The sequence below is a fragment of the Devosia sp. Micro-HW1 genome (genome assembly GCF_056341075.1).
In genome coordinates this window covers 2,708,573-2,730,964 of the sequence record NZ_CP094375.1, presented here as the reverse complement: position 1 = coordinate 2,730,964, position 22,392 = coordinate 2,708,573, and the positions used below count along the sequence as shown (strand labels likewise).

Below are 22,392 nucleotides of genomic sequence, written 5' to 3'. Positions count from 1 at the left end.
GTTGCGAGCAATTTTTGCTCTATGCTGATCGACCCGGCTCAGCGCCGGAACGTTGCTGCCAACTCGACATGAGTCGAATAAGCGAACTGATCCACAGCTATTAGCCCGCTCAAGCTGAACCCGGCCTGAACGAGATGTTCAGCGTCGCGCGCAAAGGTTTTGGGATCGCAGGCCACCATGACCACATGGCGCAGTTTCGATTTGGCGATCTCTCGGACTTGCGCTTCCGCACCGGCGCGGGGCGGATCGAGGACCACGGTCTCGAAATTGAGCTCGAACTGGGTCAGCGGATCGCGGAAGAGGTCGCGCGCCTTTGCGGTGACTGCCTTCAGACCCTTGGTATGGCGCACTGCCCTGTCGAGCGCGGCGATACCGGCCCTGTCACTATCGGCGGCATAGACCGGCGCGACGGCAGCCAAACGCAGGGCGAAAGGCCCGATGCCGCAGAAGAGGTCCGCCACTGACCGGGACTTGCCCACGGCGGCGAGCACATAGTCGGCCAGGACCTTCTCGGCCTCTTCAGTGGCCTGCAGGAAGCTGCCGATCGGCAGGTCCACTTCCGAGCGGCCCATGGTGACGCTGGGCTGCTGGTGCAGCAGCACCATTTCCCGCTCCAGCGCCAGACGCGCCAGGCCCAGCCTGCTGGCGAGGGCCGTCAGTTTTTCGGGCCGCAGACCCTTGGGGGCATTGCGAATGCCCACATCGAGCCCGGCATTGGTGGCGGTAAAGCTCACATCGCATTCGCCGATGGCGGCGCCCAGCGCCCGCGCAATATCGGGCGCCCGCTTCAGCGCCGGGACCAGGATGGGACAGGCATCCAGATCGAGGAGGTCATGGCTTCTTATCCGCATATAGCCGGCGGCGTCTTTTCGCGCATGCAGCGTCGCCCGCCGCCGTCCGGCGCCATGGGCGGTGATGAATTTTTCGACTTTTGCTTCGATGCCGGCACGCTGCAAGGGCGTCTCGACGAGGCCGATCTTGAACGCGGCATAGCTATCCGCATCCATATGCTGCAACTGGCAGCCGCCGCAGATCCCGAAATGCGGGCAGAACGGGCCGGTACGCTCCGGAGACGGCGTCCTGACGCCAAGCACGGTCCCCCGCTCCCCCTCGACGGCGAGGTCCACAACTTCGCCGGGCAGGGCGAAGGGCACGAAAACGCGCTTGCCATCGATCGTGGCAATGCCTTCGCCCTTGTGGCCTAAAGCTTCGATCGTGGCGGTGATGCTCATGGTGGTCCGGGGCTTGCTGGGGCGGAAGTAGCGGTTTTAGGTTCAGGGGGCAATGATTTACGCCGCACCCGGAGGGGATGCGCCACATCTCCCGCCCGTCGTCACCACCGGGCTTGTCCCGGTGGTCCATGCCCTGGCCAGATGGATTGCCGGGACGAGCCCGGCAATGACGGAGGCTGAGGCAGTCGGGGCAATCGCCTTAAAAACAGAAGCCCGATGATTGCTCATCGGGCCCCGGCTTGCTGCGTAACTGGTATGGCTACCGCCAAAAATCGCTCCACCGGAGCGATCTGGTCCGCGGTCAAACCTGCTGAACTGCCTCGACGCCCGGCACGAAATGGCGGAGCAGGTTTTCGATGCCGTTCTTGAGCGTGGCGGTCGAGGAGGGGCAGCCCGAGCAGGCGCCCTGCATATGCAGGAACACGGTACCTTCCCTGAAGCCCCGGAAGATGATGTCGCCACCATCCATGGCCACCGCTGGACGCACGCGCGTGGCCAGCAGTTCCTTGATGACTTCCACCATTTCCTTGTCTTCTTCCTCGAAGAACTCGTCGGCGCCGTCGAAATCGACCGAAGCGGCGCCGGATTCGGCGATCACCGGCTTGCCCGAGAGGAAGTGGTCCATGATGACGCCGAGAATGGCCGGCTTGATATGGGCCCAGTTGGTGTCGTCCTTGGTCACCGAGATGAAGTCGGAACCGAGGAATACCCCGGTCACGCCCGAAATGGCGAACAGGCCCGTGGCCAGCGGCGAGACCGCCGCCGCATCCACGGAGCGGAAATCGCGCGGCTCGCCCATCAGCACATCGCGGCCCGGCAGGAACTTCAGGGTCGCCGGATTGGGCGTGGCTTCGGTCTGGATGAACATGGATGCTTCCGCGCGATACGATTAGAACGCTTCTAAAATAGACTTTTGCAGTCAGGATGCAAGGGCCAATGCGTGTGGGCGCTTGCATGGCTGCCAGACTTCAGACCACAGCCCCGCCATTCTTCGTCATTGCCCGGCCGGGCAATCCAGCCTGGCGGCGCTGCGCGGCACGCCCTGCGAGCATAGCTCTCCGGGCCTGCCAGCCTGAAATCGCTCCACTGGAGCGATTTTGCCCGCTGAAGCGGGCCGGCTCCGCCACGGCACCAGAGGTGCCATGGCCTGCTTCGCTCAAATCATGCCACCGGCATGATTTGTCCGCTGAGCGGAACGCTCAGCAGATAGCAATAACTTCTTCGTCGGTCATGCGGCCGGGCACGATGGTCAGCGGGATCGGCAGCACATTGGCGCGGGCCGCAAAATGGGTGACCAGCGGACCGGGGCCCTCGGGCGAGTTCGAGGCGGCCAGGACCAGGATGGCAATATCGTGGTCCTTGTCGATGACCCGCTCGATCTGCTCGGGACCATTGCCCTCTCGGATTACCGATTCGGCGCGCACGTCGCCGATTTCCTTGATCCGGGCCATGCGCCGGTCGAGATTGCGCTCGGCTTCCTCGACCGCTTCGGCGCGCAGCACGTCCTCAACGCCCAGGCCGATGAATTCGGGCTGCGGAATGATGGTGACCAGCACGACGGTACCGCCGGTCCGCTTGACGCGCCAGGCGGCAAAGGTCAGGGCGCGGTCGCATTCCTCGGTCTCGTCGATGACGACGAGGAATTTGCGCTTGTATTCGACTTGCGAAACCATGGGCTCTCCCGGTTAGCGGACGAAGCCGACAATATTGCGCACATCGGCCATGATGGGCTGGGCGATGGCGCGGGCGCGCTCGGCCCCATCCCGCAATATCTTGTCCATCTCGCCGCGATCGGCAACCAGGCGTTTCATTTCCTCGGCGATGGGCGAGAGCTTTGCCACTGCAAGGTCAGCGAGAGCGGGCTTGAACACGCCCCAGCCCTGGCCGCCGAATTCGCCCAGAACGTCATCCACGCTCCGGTTGGACAGCGCCGCAAAAATGCCCACGAGGTTTTCCGCCTCGAGGCGGCCATTGAGGCCCGCGGCCTCGCTGGGAAGGGCATCGGCGTCGGTCGTGGCGCGCTTGATCTTCTTGGCGATCAGATCGGCATCATCCATCATGTAGATGGTGGACAGGTCCGAAGCGTCGGACTTGCTCATCTTCTTGGAGCCGTCCTTGAGCGATTTGACGCGCATGGCGGGCCCGGTTGCCAGCGTCTCGGTAATGGGGAAGAAATCACCCTTGTGCCCCAGCGCCTTGATCTGCTTCTTGAAGTCGTGATTGAACTTCTTGGCGATGTCGCGCGTCAGCTCAAGATGCTGTTTCTGGTCCTCGCCCACAGGGACGCCAGTGGCCTTGTAGAGCAGGATGTCCGCAGCCATCAGGCTGGGATAGGCGAAGAGACCCAACGACACCTGTTCGCTATTCTCGCCGGCCTTGTCCTTGAACTGGGTCATGCGGGCCATCCAGCCCATGCGCGCCACGCAGTTGAAGATCCAGCTCAGCTCGGCATGTTCCATGACCTGGGACTGGTTGAAGATGACCGAGCGCGTGGGATCGACACCGGCCGCGATGTAGGCGGCGGCGATTTCATAGGTCCAGCGCTTCAGATCCTCCGGGTCCTGCCAGACGGTGATGGCGTGCATGTCGACCACGCAATAGATGGTCTCATGCGTGTCCTGGAGCGGCACAAAGCGGCGGATGGCGCCGAGATAATTGCCGAGGTGCAGGTCGCCGGATGGCTTGATGCCGGAAAAGACGCGCTGAGTGAAAGTCATTGGGGTGCCCGTAAATACAACGAGGGAACACTTATCTCCGATCACCTCCGATGTCATCCCGGCGAAGGCCGGGATCCATGCTCGATGCCGGTAGCGCGCGCAGACTAACGGACATGGAGTCCGGCCAGCGCCGGAATGACCCTGTGAATGGACGAAACTAACCGCGCCGCCGCAACCGCCCCATGAGGGTGCGCAGGTTCTGCGTGCCCGAAATGTGGATCAGGGTGAAATAGGTGACGATCCCGAAACCGATCAGTGCGGCCAGCACCCCCGCCTGACGCCAGAGCGGCACGCCCGCCGCCAGATGCGCCGCGCCCTGCCCGGCCAGGAGCCACAGTGCGACGCCCATGACGAGGCTGATGACAAGAATGGCGATCTGCGCCCGCCACTGCTTCCAGGTCAGGCGGAATTCCCCGCGCAGGGCCAGGGTCGATGCCAGCATCGCGACATTGAGCCAGGACGAGGCCGCCGTCGCAATGGCAATGCCGACATGGACAAGGCTCGGGAACAGCCAGAGCGAAATGCCGATATTGGCGACGACGCTCACCCCGGCGAAAATGGTCGGGGTCAGCGTGTCCTCGCGGGCAAAAAAGCCCGGCTGCAGCACCCGGATCAGCACATAGGCCGGCAGGCCCACCGAAAAGGCAATCAGCGCCTCCGCAGTCTGGGTCGTGGCCAGCGCGGTGAAGGCGCCGCGCTCGAACAGCACCCGCACGATCGGTTCGGCCAGGGCGATCAGCGCCACCGCGGCGGGCATGGTCAGCAGCATGGAGACGAAAAGCGCCTGGTCCTGGCTCTGCCGCGCCTCGGCCTCGCGCCCGCCCTTGAGATGGCGGCTCAGTTCAGGCAGCAGCACCGTGCCGATGGCAATGCCGATGATCCCCAGCGGCAGCTGGTATAGCCGGTCGGCATAGGAGAGCACCGAAATGGCATTGTCGGCGCCCGAGGCGATGATGGTGCCCACGAAAATATTGATCTGGGTAATGCCACCGGCCAGGATCGCCGGCACGGCCAGCACCCAGAAACGGCGCACTTCGGCGTCGAAGCGCGGAAACTGGAAGCGCGGGCGGAACCCCGATCGTTCGATCGCCGCCCAGACCAGCACCAGCTGTGCAATGCCGCCACCCATGGTGGCAATGGCCACCCAGACTGTGGCCGAGGCCGGGTCCTGGACCCAGATCGTGGCCAGCGGCACCAGCATGGCGATATTGACGATATTGAGCAGGACCGGCGCGAAAGCCGCCGCGAAAAAGCGTCCCAGCGTGTTGAGAATGGCGCCATAGGCGGCCATCAGCGACATGCAGGCCAGATACGGGAACATGATCCGCGTCAGGAGCACGGTCAGCTCGAATTTTTCCGCGTCATCGACAAAGCCGGGCACGAAGGCCAGCATGAGCTGCGGCATGAAGATTTCGGCCAGCACGGTCACGATGAGCAGCATGACCACGAGCCAGCTCATGATCCGCGCGGCGAGCAGCTTTGCCCCCTCCTCGCCCTCGCGCTCGAGCGCGCCCGAGAACATCGGCACGAAGGCGGTGTTGAAGGCGCCCTCGGCAAAGAGCCGCCGGAAGAGGTTCGGGAAGCGGAAAGCGGCAAAGAAGGCGTCGGCGGCCGGCCCGGTGCCCAAAACCGCCGCCATCAGCGCATCGCGCACGAAGCCGGCAATGCGGCTGACCAGGGTGAGGGAGCCGACGGAGACGAAATTGCGGAAGAGGCTCATGGGGCGAAGCCCACTTCACCTCTCCCTTTGGGGGAGAGGTCGGCCTGAAGGGCCGGGTGAGGGGGCCTTCTCCCGGCTATGTGCGGGGCCGAGGCCCCCTCACCCGCCGGCTTCGCCGTCGACCTCTCCCCCAAAGGGAGAGGTGCACGCCCCAGCTCACCCATTGGCCACCTTTTTCTCCTGACCCTGTTCGGGCCGTCTGAACACGGCCATCAATGCGTCGTGGATCTTCTTCTGGCGGGCCTTCACATGGATTTTCTGCCCCGTGAGGTCGGTGACGTAGAAAACGTCCACGGCCTTTTCGCCATAGGTGCCGATATGGGCCGAGCCGATGGTGAGGCTCAGATCAGAAATCTCACGGGTGAGCGCGTAGAGCAGGCCGATGCGATCGAGACCCGAAACCTCGATGACGGTGAACTTTTCCGAGATGGCGTTACTGACCGACACCTGTGCCGGGAGGGTGAAGGGCCGCAGGCGCTTGTTGTGCCGGCTTTCCTTGCCCAGGTCGATCAGCACCTGGCGCTTGCCCTGGAGCAGTTGCTTGACCGTATCGACGATGCGCGTGGCGCGGACCTTCTCGTCCTCGTCCGACGTGAAGGAACGCTTCAGGCGGAAAGTGTCGATGGCGCGGCCGTCGCGGGTCGAAAAGATCTGCGCCCCGATGATGGAGGCATCCTGCATGGTACAGGCCCCGGCGATCAGCGAGAGCAGGCGCGGGTGGTCGGGCACATAGAAGCTGACTTCGGTAATGCCCTCGAAGGCCTTGACCTTGATCGCCCCGGCAAAGGGCTGGTCGGCAATGTCGGCATTGTGGATCATCTTGGCGTGTTCGCGCTGCAATTCGGGCTCGGCGCGCAGCCAGTAGTGGTCGTAGTGGCGGGCCGTATAGGCTTCCACGTCGGCCGGGGCCCAGTTGGTGAGCGAGGCGGCCAGCGCCTGGCGCGCGGCGCCGACGCGGTCGGACTGGCTGACCTGGCTATGCCCGCCCGAGAGCAGCGGTTCGGTGGCATAGTAGAGCGCGCGCAGGAGCGATCCCTTCCAGCCGGTCCAGGTGCCGGGACCCACAGCGCGGATATCGCAGGCGGTGAGGATCATCAGCAACGCCAGGCGCTGGGGCGACTGCACCACATCGGCAAAGGCTTTTGCGGTTTCCGGGTCCTGGATGTCGCGCGCCTGGGCGATCTCGCTCATCAACAGGTGATATTCGATCAGCCAGGCGACGGTATCGGTTTCCGCCTCGTTGAGCCCAAAACGCGGGCACAGCTTGCGCGCGATGCGGGCGCCAGCAATCGAATGATCCTCGGGCCGGCCCTTGGCGATGTCATGGAGGAACAGCGCCACATAGAGCAGGCGCGTATCGTTGAGCTGGGGCAGCAATTCGTGGGTCAGCGGCAGTTCATTGCGCAGGCCGCCATTGGCGATCTCGGCCATGACGCCGACCGAGCGGATCAGGTGCTCGTCCACCGTATAGTGGTGATACATGTTGAACTGCATCAGCGCGACGATCTTGCCGAAATCGGGCACGAACTTGCCCAGGACACCGCTCTCGTTCATCTGCCGCAGGATGCGCTCGACATAGAGCGGACTGGTGAGGATGGTCAGGAAATGCGCATTGGCCCTGGTGTCGTTGCGCAACCTGTTGTCGATCAGCCGCAGACTGTCGCGGACCTGCTTGATGGCGTCGGGATGGAACAGCAGTTCCTCGCGGCCCGCCACCATGAAGGCGCGGATGAGATTGACCGGGTCCTTCTCGAAGACGTCAGGCGCCGCGATATTGAGGCGGCCGGTATCGACGATGAAGGCCGTCTCGCCCTTGATCCTGGACTTGCCCGAGCGGAACGGCGCCAGCACGCGCCCCACCAGGTCCATGTCCTTGGCATGGTGGAATTCGAGCGATGCGCAGATGATGCGGGTCAGGTCCCCCACATCCTTGGCAACGAGGAAATAGCGCTTCATGAAGCGCTCGACCCCCAGCATGCCCAGGCGTTCGGCATAGCCCATGCGCCGGGCGATTTCGGGCTGCACGTCAAAGGTCAGCTTTTCGTCGGCACGGCCGGTGATGAAATGCAGGTGACAGCGCACCGCCCAGAGGAAATCCTCGGCGCGGGAGAAATGCCGGTTCTCGGCCTCCGAGAGCACGCCCTTGGCGACCAGGTCATGGCTGGTCTTAACCTGGTAGAAGTATTTTCCGATCCAGAACAGCGTGTTGAGGTCCCTCAGTCCCCCCTTGCCGTCCTTGATATTGGGCTCGACCACATAGCGGGTATTGCCCATCTGCTTGTGGCGCTCGTCGCGCTCGGCCATCTTGGCGGCGATGAATTCGGGGCCGGTCCGGGGCATGATCTCGGTTTCGAACCGCTGCACCAGGCTTTCGTAGAGCGCCCTGTCGCCGGTGAGGAAGCGCGCCTCGAGGGTGGCGGTACGCACGGTCATGTCGGCGCGGGCCATGCGGATGCATTCATCCACCGAGCGCACGGCATGGCCGACCTTCTGCCCCAGGTCCCAGAGCATATAGAGAATATACTCGGTGACCTGTTCGCCCCAGGGGGTCTGCTTGTAGGGCAGGATGAAGAGGAGATCGATGTCGCTGCCCGGCGCCAGCGTGCCGCGGCCATAGCCGCCCACGGCCGACAGCGCGATGGCCTCGGCACCGGAGGGATTGTCGACCGGATAGACCCGCGTCGTGGCAAAGCGATGCACGGCGGTAATGAGCTCGTCCTGCGCGGCCGAGAGGTTCTGGGCGCAGCGCGTGCCCTTGTTATGGGCCAGAAGCTCCGCCTCGGCGCTCCTGCGGGCTTCGGCAAGCGTCTGGCGGACATGGCCGAGCACAGCGGCGCGAGCGGTTGGCGAGCGTGCCGGCTCGTCCCCCAACAGGGCATCGAACTCGGCCAGCAGCGTGTCTGCGGTCTTCAGCGCGAACTGCGGCTTTTTAGGCCGTGCCTCAGTTTCGGCGAGCGTCATCGCGGAGTTTCTTCAAAGTATACAGCGCCTCAATGGCCTGCCTCGGCGTCATCTCGTCGGGGCGGACGGCATCGAGCGCTTCGTGAACGGGGTCCTTGCCCTTTGGCGCCGGGGCCGGCTGATGGGCAAAGAGCGGCAGATCGTCTAGCACGCTGGCCTTCTGGCTGGAAGAGGATGTGCCGGCCGAACGCTGCTCGAGCACATCAAGAACCTGTTTGGCCCGGGCAATGACCGGCGCCGGGACGCCAGCCAGGCGCGCCACATGAATGCCGTAGGAGCGGTCGGCGGCGCCGGGACCGACTTCATGCAGGAACACGACCTCACCCTCCCATTCGCGCACCTTCATGGTGACATTGGCGACGCGGGACAGCGTCTTGGCCAGCGAGGTCAGCTCGTGGAAATGGGTGGCGAACAGCGCTCGGCAACCGGTGGTTTCATGCAATGCCTCGACCGAAGCCCAGGCAATGGAGAGCCCGTCGAAGGTGGCCGTACCGCGCCCGATCTCGTCGAGCACGACGAGGCTACGGCGCGTGGCGCGATTGAGGATGGCAGCGGTCTCGACCATTTCGACCATGAAGGTCGAGCGGCCATGAGCAATGTCATCGGACGCGCCGACACGGCTGAACAGGCGATCGACGACACCGATATGGGCCGAGTCTGCCGGCACGTAGCAGCCCATCTGCGCCATGATGGCCACCAGTGCATTCTGGCGCAGAAAGGTCGACTTGCCGCCCATATTGGGGCCCGTCACCAGCCACAGGGCACCGCCACCGGCCTCCTCGCTGCCCGAGAGATCGGCATTATTGGCGACAAAGCTGTGGCCCTCGGCCTTGACCATCAATTCCACAACCGGATGACGCCCGCCTGAAATGGCAAAAGCAAGGCTGTCATCGACGATGGGCCGGCAATAGCCGCGGGTCGCCGAGACTTCCGCCAGCGCCGCCGTCACGTCGAGTTCGGCCAGAGCGTCGGCAAGGCCCTGCAGCGGGGCGGTCAGGCCCAGCACCGCCTCGCGCATGCGCCCGAAAATCCCCAGCTCGATCTCCAGCGCCGCATCCTGGGCCCGGGCGATGCGGCCTTCGAGTTCGGCCAGTTCCGTGGTGGTGAAGCGCATGGCATTGGCCAGCGTCTGGCGATGGATAAAGATTTCGCGATGCGGGGCTTCGAGCAGTTTCTGGCCGTGCGCCGCCGGCACTTCGACAAAAAAGCCGAGCACGCCATTGTGCTTGATCTTGAGGCTGCGGACATCGGTCTCGTCCATCAGCCGCGCCTGCAGGGCCGCAACCACGTCGCGCGTCTGCCGCCCCAGCGCCCGTTCCTCGTCGAGCTTGCCGTCATAGCCGGGGCCGACAAAGCCGCCATCGCGGCTGAGGAGGGGCAACTCGTCGTCGAGCGCCAGCGCCAGTTCTTCGGCCAGCCCACGGGGCGCGGCGCCCAGGATCGTCGCGAGCCGCTGCAGCACCGAAGGCAGGTCGGGCTGGCGGGTGAGATGGGAAGCCAGTTCCAGCGCCGCCGCCACGGCCTTGCCCACGGCAGCCAGATCGCGCGGACCACCGCGCTCCAGCGCCAGGCGCGACAGGGCCCGGGCGAGGTCGGGCGCACTCTTGAGATCCTGCCGCAGGCGGGCCCGCAGCAGCGTGTCATCCACCAGCCGGCCGACCGCATCGAGCCTCTCATTGACCGCCGCCGCCTGCCGCAGCGGCGCGGCGAGACGATTGGCCAAAAGCCGCGCGCCGGGGGCCGTCACCGTCAGGTCGATGGACTGGCGCAGCGAGCCCTTGCTCTGGCCCCGTTGGGTGAGGAGGATTTCGAGCGAGGCACGCGTTGCCGCGTCGATGCTCATCACCGTCTCGGCCGGGTTGCTGACCGGCGGGCGCAGCGGCGCAGTGCGACCCTTCTGGCTTTCCCCGACATAGGTCACCAGCGCCCCCAGCGCCGCCCGACCGGCGCGGCTGAGGGCGCTTGGATCAAAGACATCGACGTCAAAGGCGGCGCGCAAAGCCGGCATCGCCGCCTCGCTGCTGGCCATTTCGGCCGGAATGGTGGTGGCAATGCCGGCCCAGGCCGGCGCGAACAGATGCCGCTCCGCCAGCGCCTGCCAGGCCGCTTCGGTCAGCAGCAGTTCGGCCGGGGCGATGCGCGCCAGCTCATCGCCCAGCTGTTCGGCCGCGAGGTCGGACACAAAGGTCTCGCCGGTGGAAATATCGGCCCAGGCCAGGGCAAAATCGGTCTCGCCGTGGCGCACCATGGACAGCGAGGCGAGATAATTGGCGGAGCGGGCGTCGAGATGATCGTCCTCGGTCAGCGTGCCGGGGGTGACGAGACGGACGACGTCGCGCTTCACGACCGATTTCGACCCGCGCTTCTTGGCCTCGGCCGGGTCTTCGACCTGTTCGCAGATGGCGACGCGGTGCCCGAGTTTTATGAGCTTGTTGAGATAGTCATTGGCGGCGTGGATGGGCACGCCGCACATGCCGATATCCTCGCCCAGATGCTTGCCGCGCTTGGTCAGCACGATGCCGAGGGCGGCGCTGGCGATCTCGGCGTCCTCGAAGAACAGCTCGTAGAAATCGCCCATGCGATAGAATAGCAGATATCCCGGATTGACCGACTTGATCTCGAAATACTGCGCCATCATCGGCGTCAGCGCCACCGGGGCGGCGCTGGAATCGGCCTCGAAATGGGTCTGGTCCATGGGCGCGGGCAAAAGGGCTCAAAAAGGAACCCGGACCTTAGGCGCTTCGCGGGGGGATGCCAACCGGGCAGGGGGCACTATGCCCAGTTGTGTGATGCTGTGGGACGCTGCGGGTCTGACCTGAAGGCTCCCTTCACCGCGCAGGTCAGGTGCACGGTCCCACTTTCGGCTGTCTCGGTCGTGACGTGATAACCCCTGTCGACGTGGCCGGCCTCGAGGAAGAACAGCGCACCCCCAGCTTCTGCGGCAAAGTCAGATGACCCGACCGGTTCCGGGTCATCGTGACCTTTGATGAGCAGGCCGACGGCCCGGATCGTTAGGTGCCTCGGATCAGCGAGGCCGGTTCCACCAGCTTGCGATAGAGGTGCCAGGTGGCGTGGCCGAAGATCGGCAGCACCACGGCCAGGCCCACGAATAGCGGCAGGGAGGCGAGGAAAATTCCGGCGCCGACAATGGCGCCCCAGAGAAAGAGCGGCACGCGGTTATACATGACCGCCCGGAACGAGGTCTCCACCGCCACATAGGCGCCGACATCGCGATCGACCAGGAGCGGGAAGGCAATGACCGTGGTGCACAGCACCACGAGCGCGAACAGCGCCCCGAGCCCGGTGCCGATGGCGAGGAGCGTAATCCCACCCGGGTCGTTCAAAACCTGGCCCACAAGGCCGGTCAGCGTGCGGGGCGGGGAGGAGCCGAACAGGGCCTCGTACAGCGCCTGGGCGCTGGTCATCCACAGCGTGAACAGCACGAAGAGCATGGCGCCCACCGCCATGATCGAGCCCAGCGCCGGGGAGTGAAAGACCTTGAAGGCATCGCCCCAGGTGGGATTTTCGCCCAGTTCGCGCCGGCGCGAGATTTCGTAGAGCGGCAGCGCGGCTATGGGACCGATCAGGGCGAAGCCGCCGACCAGCGGATAGAGCAGGGTCCAGGTGTGAAAGCCGTTCATCCACACCGTCAGCACGATGCCAATGATCGGATAGATCACCATGAGCAGGATGTAATGGCTGGGCTTGGCCCAGAAATCGGCGGCGCCGCGCCTGAGCACGTCGCCGATGTCACTGACGGAAATCTGGTGGATGACCGGCATGTCCAGCTTTTCGCTGGAACCGGCAATGACGTGCATTCGGGCCATGTTGAGCACTCCTCCAGGTTGGAGGTCGCAAGACGTTGCGTAGCGCTGCCCCTTGCGCGAGACGCAGAACCTGCGACCGCTATGACATCATACTAGGCACCAAACCGGGGACTTGTCGCCCCCGGTTCAGAAAGAAGTGATCAGGCGCCGTAGCCACGCCCTTCGACCAGCGCCTCGACCTCGTAGCGATCCGAGGGATCGTGCTGCGGGCGATAGGTGAAATAATCGAAGCTGGCGGGGCTGGCCGTGCCGTTGAGGTCATGCGCGGCGACGCCGACAAAGGCGCCGGTAAAGCTGCCATGGGCCTGGTGGCCGCCGCATTCGTCCGACAGGATCGAAGCGTCGAGGACCGGGCCAATGGGCTGCAGATCCTGTCCCTCGAGGGCGTAGAAGAATTGCAGTTTCCTGCCCCTGATGGTCAGGGCCAGCCTGACCTTGCCACTATTGGGGATCTGCACCGGCTCGGCCGGGAATTTCAGATTGCCATCCGGCCAGGAGATTTCCGAGCTCATCAGCAGCAGTTCCCGCTGTCCGTCGGAATGGGCGGTGACGGCCAGGTAGAAGAAATTGTAGCGGCTGTAATAGGCGGTCAGCCCCGCCATGGTGCGCTCGTCGGTAGCGGCAAAATCCACCACAGTCTCGGCATCATAGGAGAAATGCTGCTGCCGGCGGGCCACCAAAGCCTGCTCGAACCAGGAGCCGATGCTTTCGCGCCCGAACAGGGTCAGCTTGCCGCCCTCGGTCTTGAAGATACGATCCGTGTCCGGCGTGCGCAGCCACTGGAAGTCGATCGGCAGGCCGTTTTCGAACGTATAGCGCTGCTCGGCCCAGTATTTGGCCTCGTCGCACGTGCCGGGCACTTCGACATGGAGCGAGGGCACCGGGCCATTCTTGACATAGAGCCAGTCGTCTTCGCCCCAATAGGCCTCCTGGATCGCGGTTTCGCGGCCCAGAACGCAGCGGCGTTCCTGGGTGGTCGGGCGGCCGGTCAGGTGCACGAGATAGGTCTTGCCATCCGGCGTCTCGACAATGTCGCCATGGCCGGCGCGCTGGAGGGCCGCCAGCGGCGCATCCTTACTGGTGAGAATATGCTTGTCCGGATGGGTCTCGTAGGGACCGTCGATCTGGCGCGAACGGGCAAAGGTGCAGGCGTGGTCATAGGCCGTGCCGCCCTCGGCCGTCAGCAGGTAATACCAGCCATTGCGCTTGTAGAGATGCGGGCCTTCGACGAGCTTGAGGTCAGTGCCCTTGTAGATATTCTTGATCGGGCCCACGAGCTTGCCCGCCTTGGGATCGAATTCCTGCAGGGCAATGCCGGCAAACTTCAGCGGGCGGGTCCTATGGTCCCATAGCATGTTGACGAACCACTTCTTGCCGTCGTCATCGTGGAAAAGGGACGGATCGAAGCCTGAAGAATTGACATAGATCGGGTCGGACCAGGGGCCCTCAATCTTGTCCGCCCAGACGATGTAATTGTGCGCGTCCTTGAACGAGCCGTCCTTGCGCTTGACGTCGGTATAGACCAGCCAGAATTTTTCCCCGTCATGGGTGAGGCAGGGGGCCCAGACGCCGCAGCTGTCCGGATCGCCACGCATGTCGAGCTGGCTCTTGCGGGTCAGCGGGCGCGTGATCAGCTCCCAGTTGGCGAGGTCCTTGCTGTGGTGGATCTGCACGCCCGGAAACCACTCGAAGGTGGAGGTGGCGATGTAATAGTCGTCGCCGACGCGCAAGATGGACGGGTCCGGATTGAAGCCGGGGAGGATGGGATTTGTCAGTTGGGGCATTTTCGGCTCCATCACCCTCTCCCCTTGAGGGAGAGGGTGCCCGAAGGGCGGGTGGGGGGTCTATTCTTCTCCCCCTCGGGGAGAAGGTGGCGCGCAGCGCCGGATGAGGGGGATGATAAGGCAAGCTCAGGGAAGGCCTTGGCATCCCCCTCACCCGTCTCGGGCTGCGCCCGATCCACCCTCTCCCCGAGGGGGAGAGGAATGGCACCGGGCATTTGGCCCTACACGAACCGGTTGACCAGGTTTTCGAGATATTCCTGGCGGCCGGATTTGGGCTGCGGGTTGATGCCTTCGGCCGCGACCTTGCCGGCAATGTCAGCAAGGCTCAGCTTGCCATCCAGGATGTCCTTGCCGAGGCCATTGTTCCAGCCGGCATAGCGATCGTCGAGCAGCTTGTCGAACTCGCCGTCTTCGATCAGCGCCGCAGCGCCCTTCAAGCCGCGGGCCAGCGTGTCGAGGCCGCCAATGTGACCATAGAGCAGGTCCGCCGGATCGAGCGACTGGCGGCGTACCTTGGCGTCGAAATTGAAGCCGCCCTTGCCGAGCCCCCCCTGCTTGAGGATGTAGTAGAAGGCCAGCGCCATTTCGCCCGGATTGTTGGGGAAGTGGTCGGTATCCCAGCCCGACTGCAGGTCGTTGCGGTTGGCGTCGACCGAGCCGAGCATGCCCAGCGAAGAGGCAACCGCCAGTTCGTGCTCGAAGGAGTGACCGGCAAGGAAGGCGTGGCCGACCTCGATATTGCACTTCACCCGGCTCTCAAGGCCATAGCGCTGCAGGAACCCGTAGACCGTGGCGACGTCGAAGTCATACTGGTGCTTGCTCGGCTCCTGCGGCTTGGGCTCGATCAGGATCTGGCCCTTGAAACCGATCTTGTCGGCATGCTCGATGACCAGCGTCAGGAACCGCGCCATCTGGTCGGCTTCCTGGCCCACCTTGGTGTTCAGCAGCGTTTCATAGCCCTCGCGGCCGCCCCAGAGCACATAGTTCTCGCCACCCAGTTCATGGGTCAGCTCCAGCACGTTCTGCACCTGGCCGGCGGCATAGGCGAAGACTTCCGGATCCGGATTGGTGGCGGCGCCCGCCATGTAGCGGCGGTTGGAGAAGAGGTTGGCCGTGCCCCAGAGCAGCTTCTTTCCGCTCTGCTGCATCTTTTCGGCAAGGATGTCGCCGATGACGCGGACATTCTTGTTGCTTTCCGCCAGCGTCGCGCCCTCGGGGGCGATGTCGACGTCGTGGAAGCAGTAATAGGGCACGTCGATCAGGTCGAAGAATTCAAAGGCCACTTCGGCCTTGAGCTTGGCACCCTCGATGCCCTTGTCGAACCAGGGACGATCGAAGGTGCGGCCGCCAAACGGGTCGCCGCCTTCCTGGGCGAAGGTGTGCCAATAGGCGATGGCCGGGCGGATATGGTCTTCCATCCTCTTGCCGGCGACGATCTCGTCCTTGTTGTAATGGTGGAAGGCCAGCGGATTCTTGCTGTCCGTGCCCTCATACTTGACCTTGCTCAGGCCCTTGAAAAAGTCGCTCACTGCCTTGCCTCCTCGATGGCGGGATAGAGCGCGCGATAGCGCGCATAGTGGTCGGAATAGGCGGCCGACAGTTTTGTGTCGGGCGCGATTGTAGTTTTGACGGGCGGCATGGTCATGACCTCGGCCGGGCTGGCCCCGGTCGCAGCACAGAGACCCAGCCGCGCGGCGCCCAGCGCGCCGCCGAAATCGCCATCTTCGGGCAGGGCGATTTCCATATCGAGATTGGTGGCCAGCATCTTGAGCCACAAAGCCGATTTCGACCCGCCGCCCACGGCCAGCAGGCGGTCTATCCGCGTGCCGGCATCTTCAAGCACACGCTGGCAATCGCGCATGGCAAAGCTCACGCCTTCCATCACCGCCTGGGCCAGTTGCGCCGTGTCGGTGGACTGGCTGAGGCCCGTGAACGACCCGCGCGCGCCGGCATTGTTGTGCGGCGTCCGCTCGCCCGAAAGATAGGGCAGGAAAATCGTTTCGCCCGGTCCCTTGAACTGGGCCTCGGCCTCGGCAGACAGGTCTGCCTGCTTCCTGCCCGATATGCGGGACAGCCAGTTGAGGCTGTCCGTCGCCGAGAGGATGACCCCCATCTGGTGCCAGGTGTCAGGAATGGCATGACAGAAAGCGTGGACGGCGCCTTCGGTATTGGGGCTGAAGGTCTCGTTGGAGACAAAGAGCACGCCCGACGTGCCAAGCGAGACGAAACCCTCACCGGGCCGGATGGCGCCGATGCCGCAGGCCGCCGCCGCATTGTCGCCGGCGCCGCCGGCCACGAGGACCGGGCCGCTCATGCCCCAGCGGGCCACGAATTCAGGCTTCAGTTGCGCCGAAACCGCCGAGCCCTCGACCAGGCGGGGCATGTGATCGCGGGTGAGGCCGGTGACGCCAAGCAGGGCATCGGACCAGTCGCGTTTGGCCACATCGAGCCACAGCGTTCCCGCGGCATCGGACATGTCCTCGACATGCTCGCCCGTCAGCAGCAGGCGGACATAGGCCTTGGGCAACAGCACCTTGCGGATGCGGGCATAGATGTCCGGCTCGTGCTTCCTGACCCAGGCGATCTTGGGCGCGGTAAAGCCGGGCATGGCAATATTGCCGGCCAGCTGGCGCAGGCTCGGCAGCGCCGCTTCCATCTCGCCGCATTCGGCCGCCGAACGCCCGTCATTCCAGAGAATGCAGGGCCGCAGCACAGCGTCATTCTCGCCCAGCAGGGTGGCGCCATGCATATGGCCGGAAAGGCCGATGCCCTTTGCGGCGGCCAGTTCCTTGCCATGGCTCTGCTTGAGCCGGTCCACGGCATTGAGTGTCGCCGTCCACCAGTCGGCAGGATTCTGCTCGGACCAGCCCGGCTGCGGCCGCACCGGTTCCACCGCCGGGGCCGAAGCCTCGCCAATCGCCCTGCCATCCGCGTCGATCAGCAGCGCCTTGACGCCCGACGTGCCGATATCAATGCCAAGAAAGGTCATGAGGCACGTACCTCAATCACTTCAAACCGAATCATCTGAACGTCCTCCCACCCCATTTTCGGGGCACGCCGATTTCTAGATTGGCGCGTTTCTTACCCGAGATTATTCCTTAGGAACATCCCAAATTCAACTTCGAAGCTGTGTCCACCAAATCCCACCCGTGGTTCCGCCCTCGGGCGCGATCCGAGGGCCATTCGCAACCGGCACAGGTGCGCGGAGCGCCCGAGCACGCGGCCTGCAAGGCCCGATCCTCAGCGCAGATTGTCGCGCAAAAATATTCCGATCTCGATCGGATCCGTCACCGCCGTCCGCGCCGTGTCCAGCGCCAGCGCGCGGGCGGCTGCAATGGCTTCGCGAATTTCGCCATCCGGATTCTGATCGAGCACAACATCAATGGATCCGCTCCTGAGGCCCGCCCGCGTCGGCGCGGTCAGTTCATGCGCAATGACCCGCAGCTTGCTGCCGCGCCCGGAGGCTTCCAGCGCCTCGACAAGGCCCGCATTTCCGGCTCCCAGATTATAGATGCCGCCGAGATCGCCATGTTCGCGGAGCAGGCGCGCCACCAAAGCCGCAGTTTCGGACGGATCGTCATGTCCTTCGTCCGGGCCGATGAGGCGGATGCCGGAAAACTCCGCCTTGAGGGCGGCCCGAAACCCGTCGAGCCGCTCGGCATGATCGCGCAGATGCAGCGAACCGGCCACCACGGCCACCTTGCCACCCTGGGGCAGGAACCGCCCCATCAGCGATGCGGCAGTCCGCCCGGCGGCGACATTGTCGATGCCGATGAACTTGCGCCGCGCCGAGCCCGGCAGGTCCGAGACCAGGGTCATGACGGCAATGCCGCGCCGATGCGCGGCCTCGATGGCGGCGATAACTTTTGGCTCGTCGCTCGACACCACGACAGCACAATCGCACTGGCGCGGATCGAGCTGGTCAAGCCCCTCGGCCAGCGCCGCAGCATCGAGTGCCCGAACCCGCCTTATGCCCAGATGCATGCGATCGGCCAGCGCCGAAGCCGACCGGCGCTCCACCGCCTCGCCCAGGCTGTTCATGAATTCGTTGGCGCCGTCGGGGATGAAGAAAACCACGCTGAGGTCGCGCGACCGCGCCATCAGCGAGGCATTGAGGTCGCGCGAAAAGCCCAGCTGGGCAATGGCTTCCTCGACCTTTTCGGCCGTCGCGGCTCGCACGCCCGGGCGGCCATTGAGCACCCGGTCGACCGTTGCCAGCGACACGCCGGCCGCTCGCGCCACGTCATGGACAGTTGCCCGCCGCCGCATCGTCTCTTCCGTCAAACCGCTTCCCCCCGGTCACGTACCTCGCCTGCACACTCCCCATGCCCCGGCCAAAGGTCAAGTGCAGCGTTGCGGCTGGGGGGCGAATAGCGCTACAGCTCCGCCCGGAGTGAGAGAGGGACGGGGACCGATCATGGCCATTGCAGTTTCAACCTTCGGGGAATTTGCCGGCAAGCGGGTGGACCAGTTCCGCCTCGTGAGCAATACCGGCGTGAGCGTCGACATTATCGGCTATGGCGTGGTCGTCCGCGACTGGCGCGTGCCGGTTGCCGGCGGCGAACGGTCGGTCGTGCTCGGCTTTGACACATTCGACGCCTATCCCGCCCACAGTCCGCATTTCGGCTCGCTGGCCGGGCGCGTGGCCAACCGCATTTCCCACGCGCGGTTCGAGCTCGATGGCGTGACCTACCAGCTGCCGCCCAATGCCGGCGACCTGCAATTGCATGGCGGCGCCGAGGGTCTGGGGCGCCAGGTCTGGCAGGGTGAGGCCGACAGCGCCAACAATTGCGTGCGGTTCACCCATTTCTCGCCCGATGGCGCCATGGGCTATCCCGGCAATGTCAATTTCGCCGCGACCTATACGCTTGAGGGCAACCGCCTGCGCCTCGAACTGACGGCCACGACCGACCGGCCGACCCCGATCAGCCTCGTCCAGCACCAGTATTTCAACCTTGGCACCGCCGACACGGTTCTGGACCATAGCTATCAGGTCAATTCCTCGGCCTATACCGAGCTGGGCGGCAATTTGGCGCCCACCGGCGCCATCCTCCCCTCCAGGGGCACGCATTACGACCTGCGGACCCCGCGGACCATGCGCGACGCTGCTGGCGCGCCTGTCGACTACGACATCGGCATGGTGCTCGATACCGGCCGCCGCCATGCCGACCCGATTGCCACCGTGGTCTCGCCCGAGCGCGACCTGACCCTGAAACTGTGGAGCGACCGACCCGGCGTCCAGGTCTATAATGGTGTCTGGACCGACGTGCCGGTGCCGGGCCTCAATGGCAGGGCCTATGGCAAGCATGCCGGCTTCTGCCTCGAGGACCAGTCCTTTGCCGATGCCGTCAACAACCCGCATTTTCCCAATGTCATCCATTCGCCCGAGCGGCCCTATAGCCATTGGTGTGACATCGAGATCGCGTGACGCTTTCGACACGGTGTCATCAAGGCGACGCCCGGTGCGAACAGTCTGCTGACAAATTCCGGCAGAACGGGTCGGCAAGTTCACGCCCGTGTGAACGAAGCGGACGCGGCGGAGACAAAGCATGGACAAGACCGAAAGACTTTTTTCCATCATGGATGCGCTGCGGCGGCACCGCCGGCCGATCACGGCTGCAGCCCTGGCCGAAGAGCAGAATGTCTCGGTCCGCACGCTCTATCGCGATATCCAGACCCTGATCGGCCTCGGCGCGCCGATCGATGGCGAAGCCGGTGTCGGCTATATGCTGAAGCCCGGATTTTTCCTGCCGCCGCTGATGTTCAGTCCCGAGGAACTGGAAGCCCTGGTGCTCGGTGCGCGCTGGGTCGAGACCCAGCCGGATGATGGATTGGGCGCTGCCGCGCGCAATGCCCTGGCCAAGATCGCCACCGCCTCGCCCGAGGATCTGCGCGACCGGATCAGCGATACCGCGCTCTGGCCCGTGGCACTCTGGGGTCAGCGCAAGCCCATCCCGGTCCTGGGCGACATCCGCCTCGCCATGCGCCAGGAAAAGGCTGTGTCCATCGATTATGAGGACGAGCAGGGGCGCCCGACCACCCGCACGATCTGGCCGGTGGGCCTGGCTTTTTATGAGGGAAAACAGACAATTGCGGCCTGGTGCCTGTTGCGGCAGGATTTCCGCAATTTCCGCACCGACCGCATTGTCTGCCTCACCATAACCGAGGAACGCTATGGCAAGCGCCGGGCAACGCTGGAGCGGGAATGGCGCGCCAGCTGGGTCCATGACCGCCGCCACCAGGATAGCGAAGCCAGGGACACCGGCGCCTAACGCATTCGTGCGTAGAGGCTTTCCGGCCTGATCGCATCGTCGATGCGGAAGCGGTGATCGGCCGGCGGATGGGCCCGCTGTCCGCATTCCAGGCGCGGGCAGATGCGACAGCCGACCCCGATGGGCACCACCTGCTGGTCGCTGGAAAGGTCCATGCCATCGGAATAGATCATCTCCCTGGCGTGAGAAATGGCACAGCCGAGGCCGACAGACAGGTAGCGTCGCGGCGCGTTATGGCGGTAGCCGCCCTTGGTAATGGTCCGCGCAATGCAGAAAAACTTCTGTCCATCCGGCATCTGGCTCACCTGCACATTGATCCGCTCGGGCGCAAGAAAAGCCGCGTAGATATTCCAGCGCGGACAGGCGCCGGAATGGCGCGGAATGTGAATGCCCGAGAGCGAAAACCGCTTGGAAATGTTTCCGGCAATGTCGGTGCGCACCAGATGCAGCGGAATGCCGGAAGCGCCCTTCCTTTGCAGCGTCGTCATGCGGTGGCAGACCTGCTCGAAACTGGCGCCGAAACGCCGTCCGAGCCGCTCGATATCGTAGCGATAGTCGCGGCAGGCCTTCAAGAACGGCGCATAGGGCATGATCAGCGCCGCTGCGAAATATGCCGACAGCACATTGCGCGCCAAAGCCGGCGCATCGCCTTCGGCCAGGCCCGATTGCGCAATGATGTCAGCGATTTCGGCCTCGGCCGCCAATTGCCCAACGTGCTGGGCGAGCAGAAAGTTGGCGCTTTCGGCCGGCAGCAGGTCGGAAATCAGCAGCTGCCGCCCCACCGCATCGAGTTGCCGGGCAATGCCCTGAGGCAGGGAGGCCAGCCGCACGTCGAGCCCGAAAACATTGAACAGATAGGTGCGGATGCCAGTCTCGAAACTGTCGCCGGAATTGTCGATGTCGGCGCGGACGCGCTCGGCATTGTCCTCAAGGGCCGGAAAGTGGTTGGCATTGTTCTGGAGGAAATCGGAAATGGCATCGGTGGCAAGGTGGAAGGGCTCGGGCTCTCCGCCCGTCGGCGGGGGTGGATTGCCGGACACGGCCAGCCGGTAGCGATCATAGAGTTTGAGCACCGCCCGGGCCGCTGCCGGATTGGCCTGGGCGAGGTCGCGGATTTCGAAATTGGTGAGGTCGCTGTCGGCAAAGATGTCGTCGCCAAAGGCCTCCATCAGGTCGCCGGCCAGCCGCCCCTCATCGCCATCAACCAGTTCTCCCGGCTCGACACCAAAATAGCCGGCGATGGAAAACAGCAGCGGCACCGTCACCTTGCGGCGATTGTGCTCGATCAGATTGAGATAGCTGGCCGAAATGCCCAGGGCCTGGGCCAGATCCGCCTGGTTGAGATGGCGCTGGCGCCTGAGGCGCTTGATGCGCCCGCCGATCTGGCTCTCAGCAGTGTCCATTTCCTCCCCCTGATTTACAGAACTTTACAGAGACCACATGAAATCTTGACCGCCGATTGACAGCTTTACTGCCGACTCACGAGTTATTTCTTGCATATCGAGCGTTGTTGTCAAATCTTTACAGACACCAACGAGGAGTAATTCCGATGTCCCCCGCAACCGAGCAGCGCGACGAATACGTCACCATCATCGCCCCAACGGCCAATGAGGCCATGGCCCAGTTCAAGGCGCGGGGTCTGGCCGCGCAGGGCTTCGCCATAACCGGGCGGATCGGGCGGCACCAGTTCACCCTGGTGGGTGGCGAAGATGCGCAGGAGCTGTTCTCTGGCGCCGGCATGATCGCCGCCACCTTCAGCCGCAGGGTCCCTGTCTAGGCCACCTGAATCCGCGCCAACCATCGGCGACGGACTTCAAAATCCAAGAATGTTCCACGTGAATCCGTGCCGCGCCCTGGCGTGGACCGGCGCAGCCATGTC

The 22,392-nt window shown here is 64.3% G+C and carries 16 protein-coding genes; 3 read left to right on the top strand and 13 right to left on the bottom strand.

Annotated elements, in window-relative coordinates; genetic code table 11:
- Nucleotides 1-38: 38 nt before the first annotated feature.
- From MQW79_RS13095 to MQW79_RS13040, 12 genes are all read right to left on the bottom strand, one after another.
- Nucleotides 39-1,232, bottom strand: coding sequence for a class I SAM-dependent RNA methyltransferase (locus tag MQW79_RS13095; protein ID WP_476584914.1), 1,194 nt, complete (start codon nucleotides 1,230-1,232; stop codon nucleotides 39-41).
- Between the two features lie 301 nt (nucleotides 1,233-1,533).
- Nucleotides 1,534-2,100 (bottom strand): NifU family protein, encoded by a 567-nt coding sequence (locus MQW79_RS13090; RefSeq protein ID WP_476584913.1) that lies wholly within the window; start codon nucleotides 2,098-2,100, stop codon nucleotides 1,534-1,536.
- Between the two features lie 331 nt (nucleotides 2,101-2,431).
- Nucleotides 2,432-2,905: a universal stress protein gene (locus tag MQW79_RS13085; RefSeq protein ID WP_476584912.1), complete on the bottom strand. Its 474-nt coding sequence runs from the start codon at nucleotides 2,903-2,905 to the stop codon at nucleotides 2,432-2,434.
- A 12-nt stretch (nucleotides 2,906-2,917) separates the two neighbouring features.
- Nucleotides 2,918-3,949, bottom strand: coding sequence for a tryptophan--tRNA ligase (trpS, locus tag MQW79_RS13080; RefSeq protein WP_476584911.1), 1,032 nt, complete (start codon nucleotides 3,947-3,949; stop codon nucleotides 2,918-2,920).
- 157 nt (nucleotides 3,950-4,106) lie between these two features.
- A complete protein-coding gene (gene murJ / locus MQW79_RS13075; RefSeq protein ID WP_476584910.1) occupies nucleotides 4,107-5,669 on the bottom strand; it encodes a murein biosynthesis integral membrane protein MurJ in 1,563 nt (520 codons plus the stop codon).
- 156 nt (nucleotides 5,670-5,825) lie between these two features.
- Complete coding sequence (locus MQW79_RS13070) at nucleotides 5,826-8,630, bottom strand: [protein-PII] uridylyltransferase (RefSeq protein ID WP_476584909.1); 2,805 nt, start codon at nucleotides 8,628-8,630, stop codon at nucleotides 5,826-5,828.
- A complete protein-coding gene (mutS, locus tag MQW79_RS13065; protein WP_476584908.1) occupies nucleotides 8,611-11,337 on the bottom strand; it encodes a DNA mismatch repair protein MutS in 2,727 nt (908 codons plus the stop codon). The genes MQW79_RS13070 and mutS overlap by 20 nt, the downstream gene beginning before the upstream one ends.
- 304 nt (nucleotides 11,338-11,641) lie before the next feature.
- Entirely contained in the window at nucleotides 11,642-12,457 is an 816-nt protein-coding gene (locus tag MQW79_RS13060; protein WP_476584907.1) for a DUF2189 domain-containing protein, read from the bottom strand.
- A gap of 140 nt (nucleotides 12,458-12,597) precedes the next feature.
- On the bottom strand, nucleotides 12,598-14,241 hold the full coding sequence (locus tag MQW79_RS13055; RefSeq protein ID WP_476584906.1) for a glycoside hydrolase family 43 protein: 1,644 nt from the start codon (nucleotides 14,239-14,241) through the stop codon (nucleotides 12,598-12,600).
- Between the two features lie 221 nt (nucleotides 14,242-14,462).
- A complete protein-coding gene (xylA, locus tag MQW79_RS13050) occupies nucleotides 14,463-15,770 on the bottom strand; it encodes a xylose isomerase (protein ID WP_476584905.1) in 1,308 nt (435 codons plus the stop codon).
- Nucleotides 15,767-17,230: a xylulokinase gene (xylB, locus tag MQW79_RS13045; protein ID WP_476584904.1), complete on the bottom strand. Its 1,464-nt coding sequence runs from the start codon at nucleotides 17,228-17,230 to the stop codon at nucleotides 15,767-15,769. Before xylB ends, xylA begins: the two co-directional genes overlap by 4 nt.
- 251 nt (nucleotides 17,231-17,481) lie before the next feature.
- A complete protein-coding gene (locus MQW79_RS13040) occupies nucleotides 17,482-18,510 on the bottom strand; it encodes a LacI family DNA-binding transcriptional regulator (RefSeq protein WP_476584903.1) in 1,029 nt (342 codons plus the stop codon).
- A gap of 148 nt (nucleotides 18,511-18,658) precedes the next feature.
- Between MQW79_RS13040 and MQW79_RS13035 the strand changes: the two genes are divergently transcribed.
- Both MQW79_RS13035 and MQW79_RS13030 read left to right on the top strand, forming a co-directional pair.
- Nucleotides 18,659-19,669, top strand: a complete 1,011-nt coding sequence (locus MQW79_RS13035; RefSeq protein WP_476584902.1) for an aldose epimerase family protein — start codon at nucleotides 18,659-18,661, stop codon at nucleotides 19,667-19,669.
- A 121-nt stretch (nucleotides 19,670-19,790) separates the two neighbouring features.
- Nucleotides 19,791-20,513 carry a helix-turn-helix transcriptional regulator gene (locus tag MQW79_RS13030; RefSeq protein WP_476584901.1) on the top strand — a complete coding sequence of 241 codons (723 nt, stop codon included), beginning with the start codon at nucleotides 19,791-19,793 and terminating at the stop codon, nucleotides 20,511-20,513.
- Here MQW79_RS13030 and MQW79_RS13025 read toward each other — a convergent pair.
- The gene (locus MQW79_RS13025) at nucleotides 20,510-21,916 is read right to left on the bottom strand and encodes a helix-turn-helix domain-containing protein (protein ID WP_476584900.1); all 1,407 of its coding nucleotides are present in this window, start codon (nucleotides 21,914-21,916) and stop codon (nucleotides 20,510-20,512) included. The two genes, MQW79_RS13030 and MQW79_RS13025, sit on opposite strands and share 4 nt — an antisense overlap.
- 146 nt (nucleotides 21,917-22,062) lie before the next feature.
- Here MQW79_RS13025 and MQW79_RS13020 point away from each other — a divergent pair, with 146 nt between their 5' ends.
- Nucleotides 22,063-22,290: a hypothetical protein gene (locus MQW79_RS13020; RefSeq protein WP_476584899.1), complete on the top strand. Its 228-nt coding sequence runs from the start codon at nucleotides 22,063-22,065 to the stop codon at nucleotides 22,288-22,290.
- Nucleotides 22,291-22,392 lie beyond the last annotated feature (102 nt).

Coding starts and splice junctions, on each gene's coding strand:
- MQW79_RS13085 (WP_476584912.1), bottom strand. CDS start 2,905: ATGGTTTCGCAAGTCGAATACAAGCGCAAATTCCTCGTCGTCATCGAC.
- trpS (WP_476584911.1), bottom strand. CDS start 3,949: ATGACTTTCACTCAGCGCGTCTTTTCCGGCATCAAGCCATCCGGCGAC.
- MQW79_RS13025 (WP_476584900.1), bottom strand. CDS start 21,916: ATGGACACTGCTGAGAGCCAGATCGGCGGGCGCATCAAGCGCCTCAGG.
- MQW79_RS13020 (WP_476584899.1), top strand. CDS start 22,063: ATGTCCCCCGCAACCGAGCAGCGCGACGAATACGTCACCATCATCGCC.
- MQW79_RS13055 (WP_476584906.1), bottom strand. CDS start 14,241: ATGCCCCAACTGACAAATCCCATCCTCCCCGGCTTCAATCCGGACCCG.
- MQW79_RS13035 (WP_476584902.1), top strand. CDS start 18,659: ATGGCCATTGCAGTTTCAACCTTCGGGGAATTTGCCGGCAAGCGGGTG.
- MQW79_RS13040 (WP_476584903.1), bottom strand. CDS start 18,510: ATGCGGCGGCGGGCAACTGTCCATGACGTGGCGCGAGCGGCCGGCGTG.
- MQW79_RS13070 (WP_476584909.1), bottom strand. CDS start 8,630: ATGACGCTCGCCGAAACTGAGGCACGGCCTAAAAAGCCGCAGTTCGCG.
- MQW79_RS13060 (WP_476584907.1), bottom strand. CDS start 12,457: ATGGCCCGAATGCACGTCATTGCCGGTTCCAGCGAAAAGCTGGACATG.
- MQW79_RS13095 (WP_476584914.1), bottom strand. CDS start 1,232: ATGAGCATCACCGCCACGATCGAAGCTTTAGGCCACAAGGGCGAAGGC.
- xylB (WP_476584904.1), bottom strand. CDS start 17,230: ATGACCTTTCTTGGCATTGATATCGGCACGTCGGGCGTCAAGGCGCTG.
- murJ (WP_476584910.1), bottom strand. CDS start 5,669: ATGAGCCTCTTCCGCAATTTCGTCTCCGTCGGCTCCCTCACCCTGGTC.
- MQW79_RS13090 (WP_476584913.1), bottom strand. CDS start 2,100: ATGTTCATCCAGACCGAAGCCACGCCCAATCCGGCGACCCTGAAGTTC.
- MQW79_RS13030 (WP_476584901.1), top strand. CDS start 19,791: ATGGACAAGACCGAAAGACTTTTTTCCATCATGGATGCGCTGCGGCGG.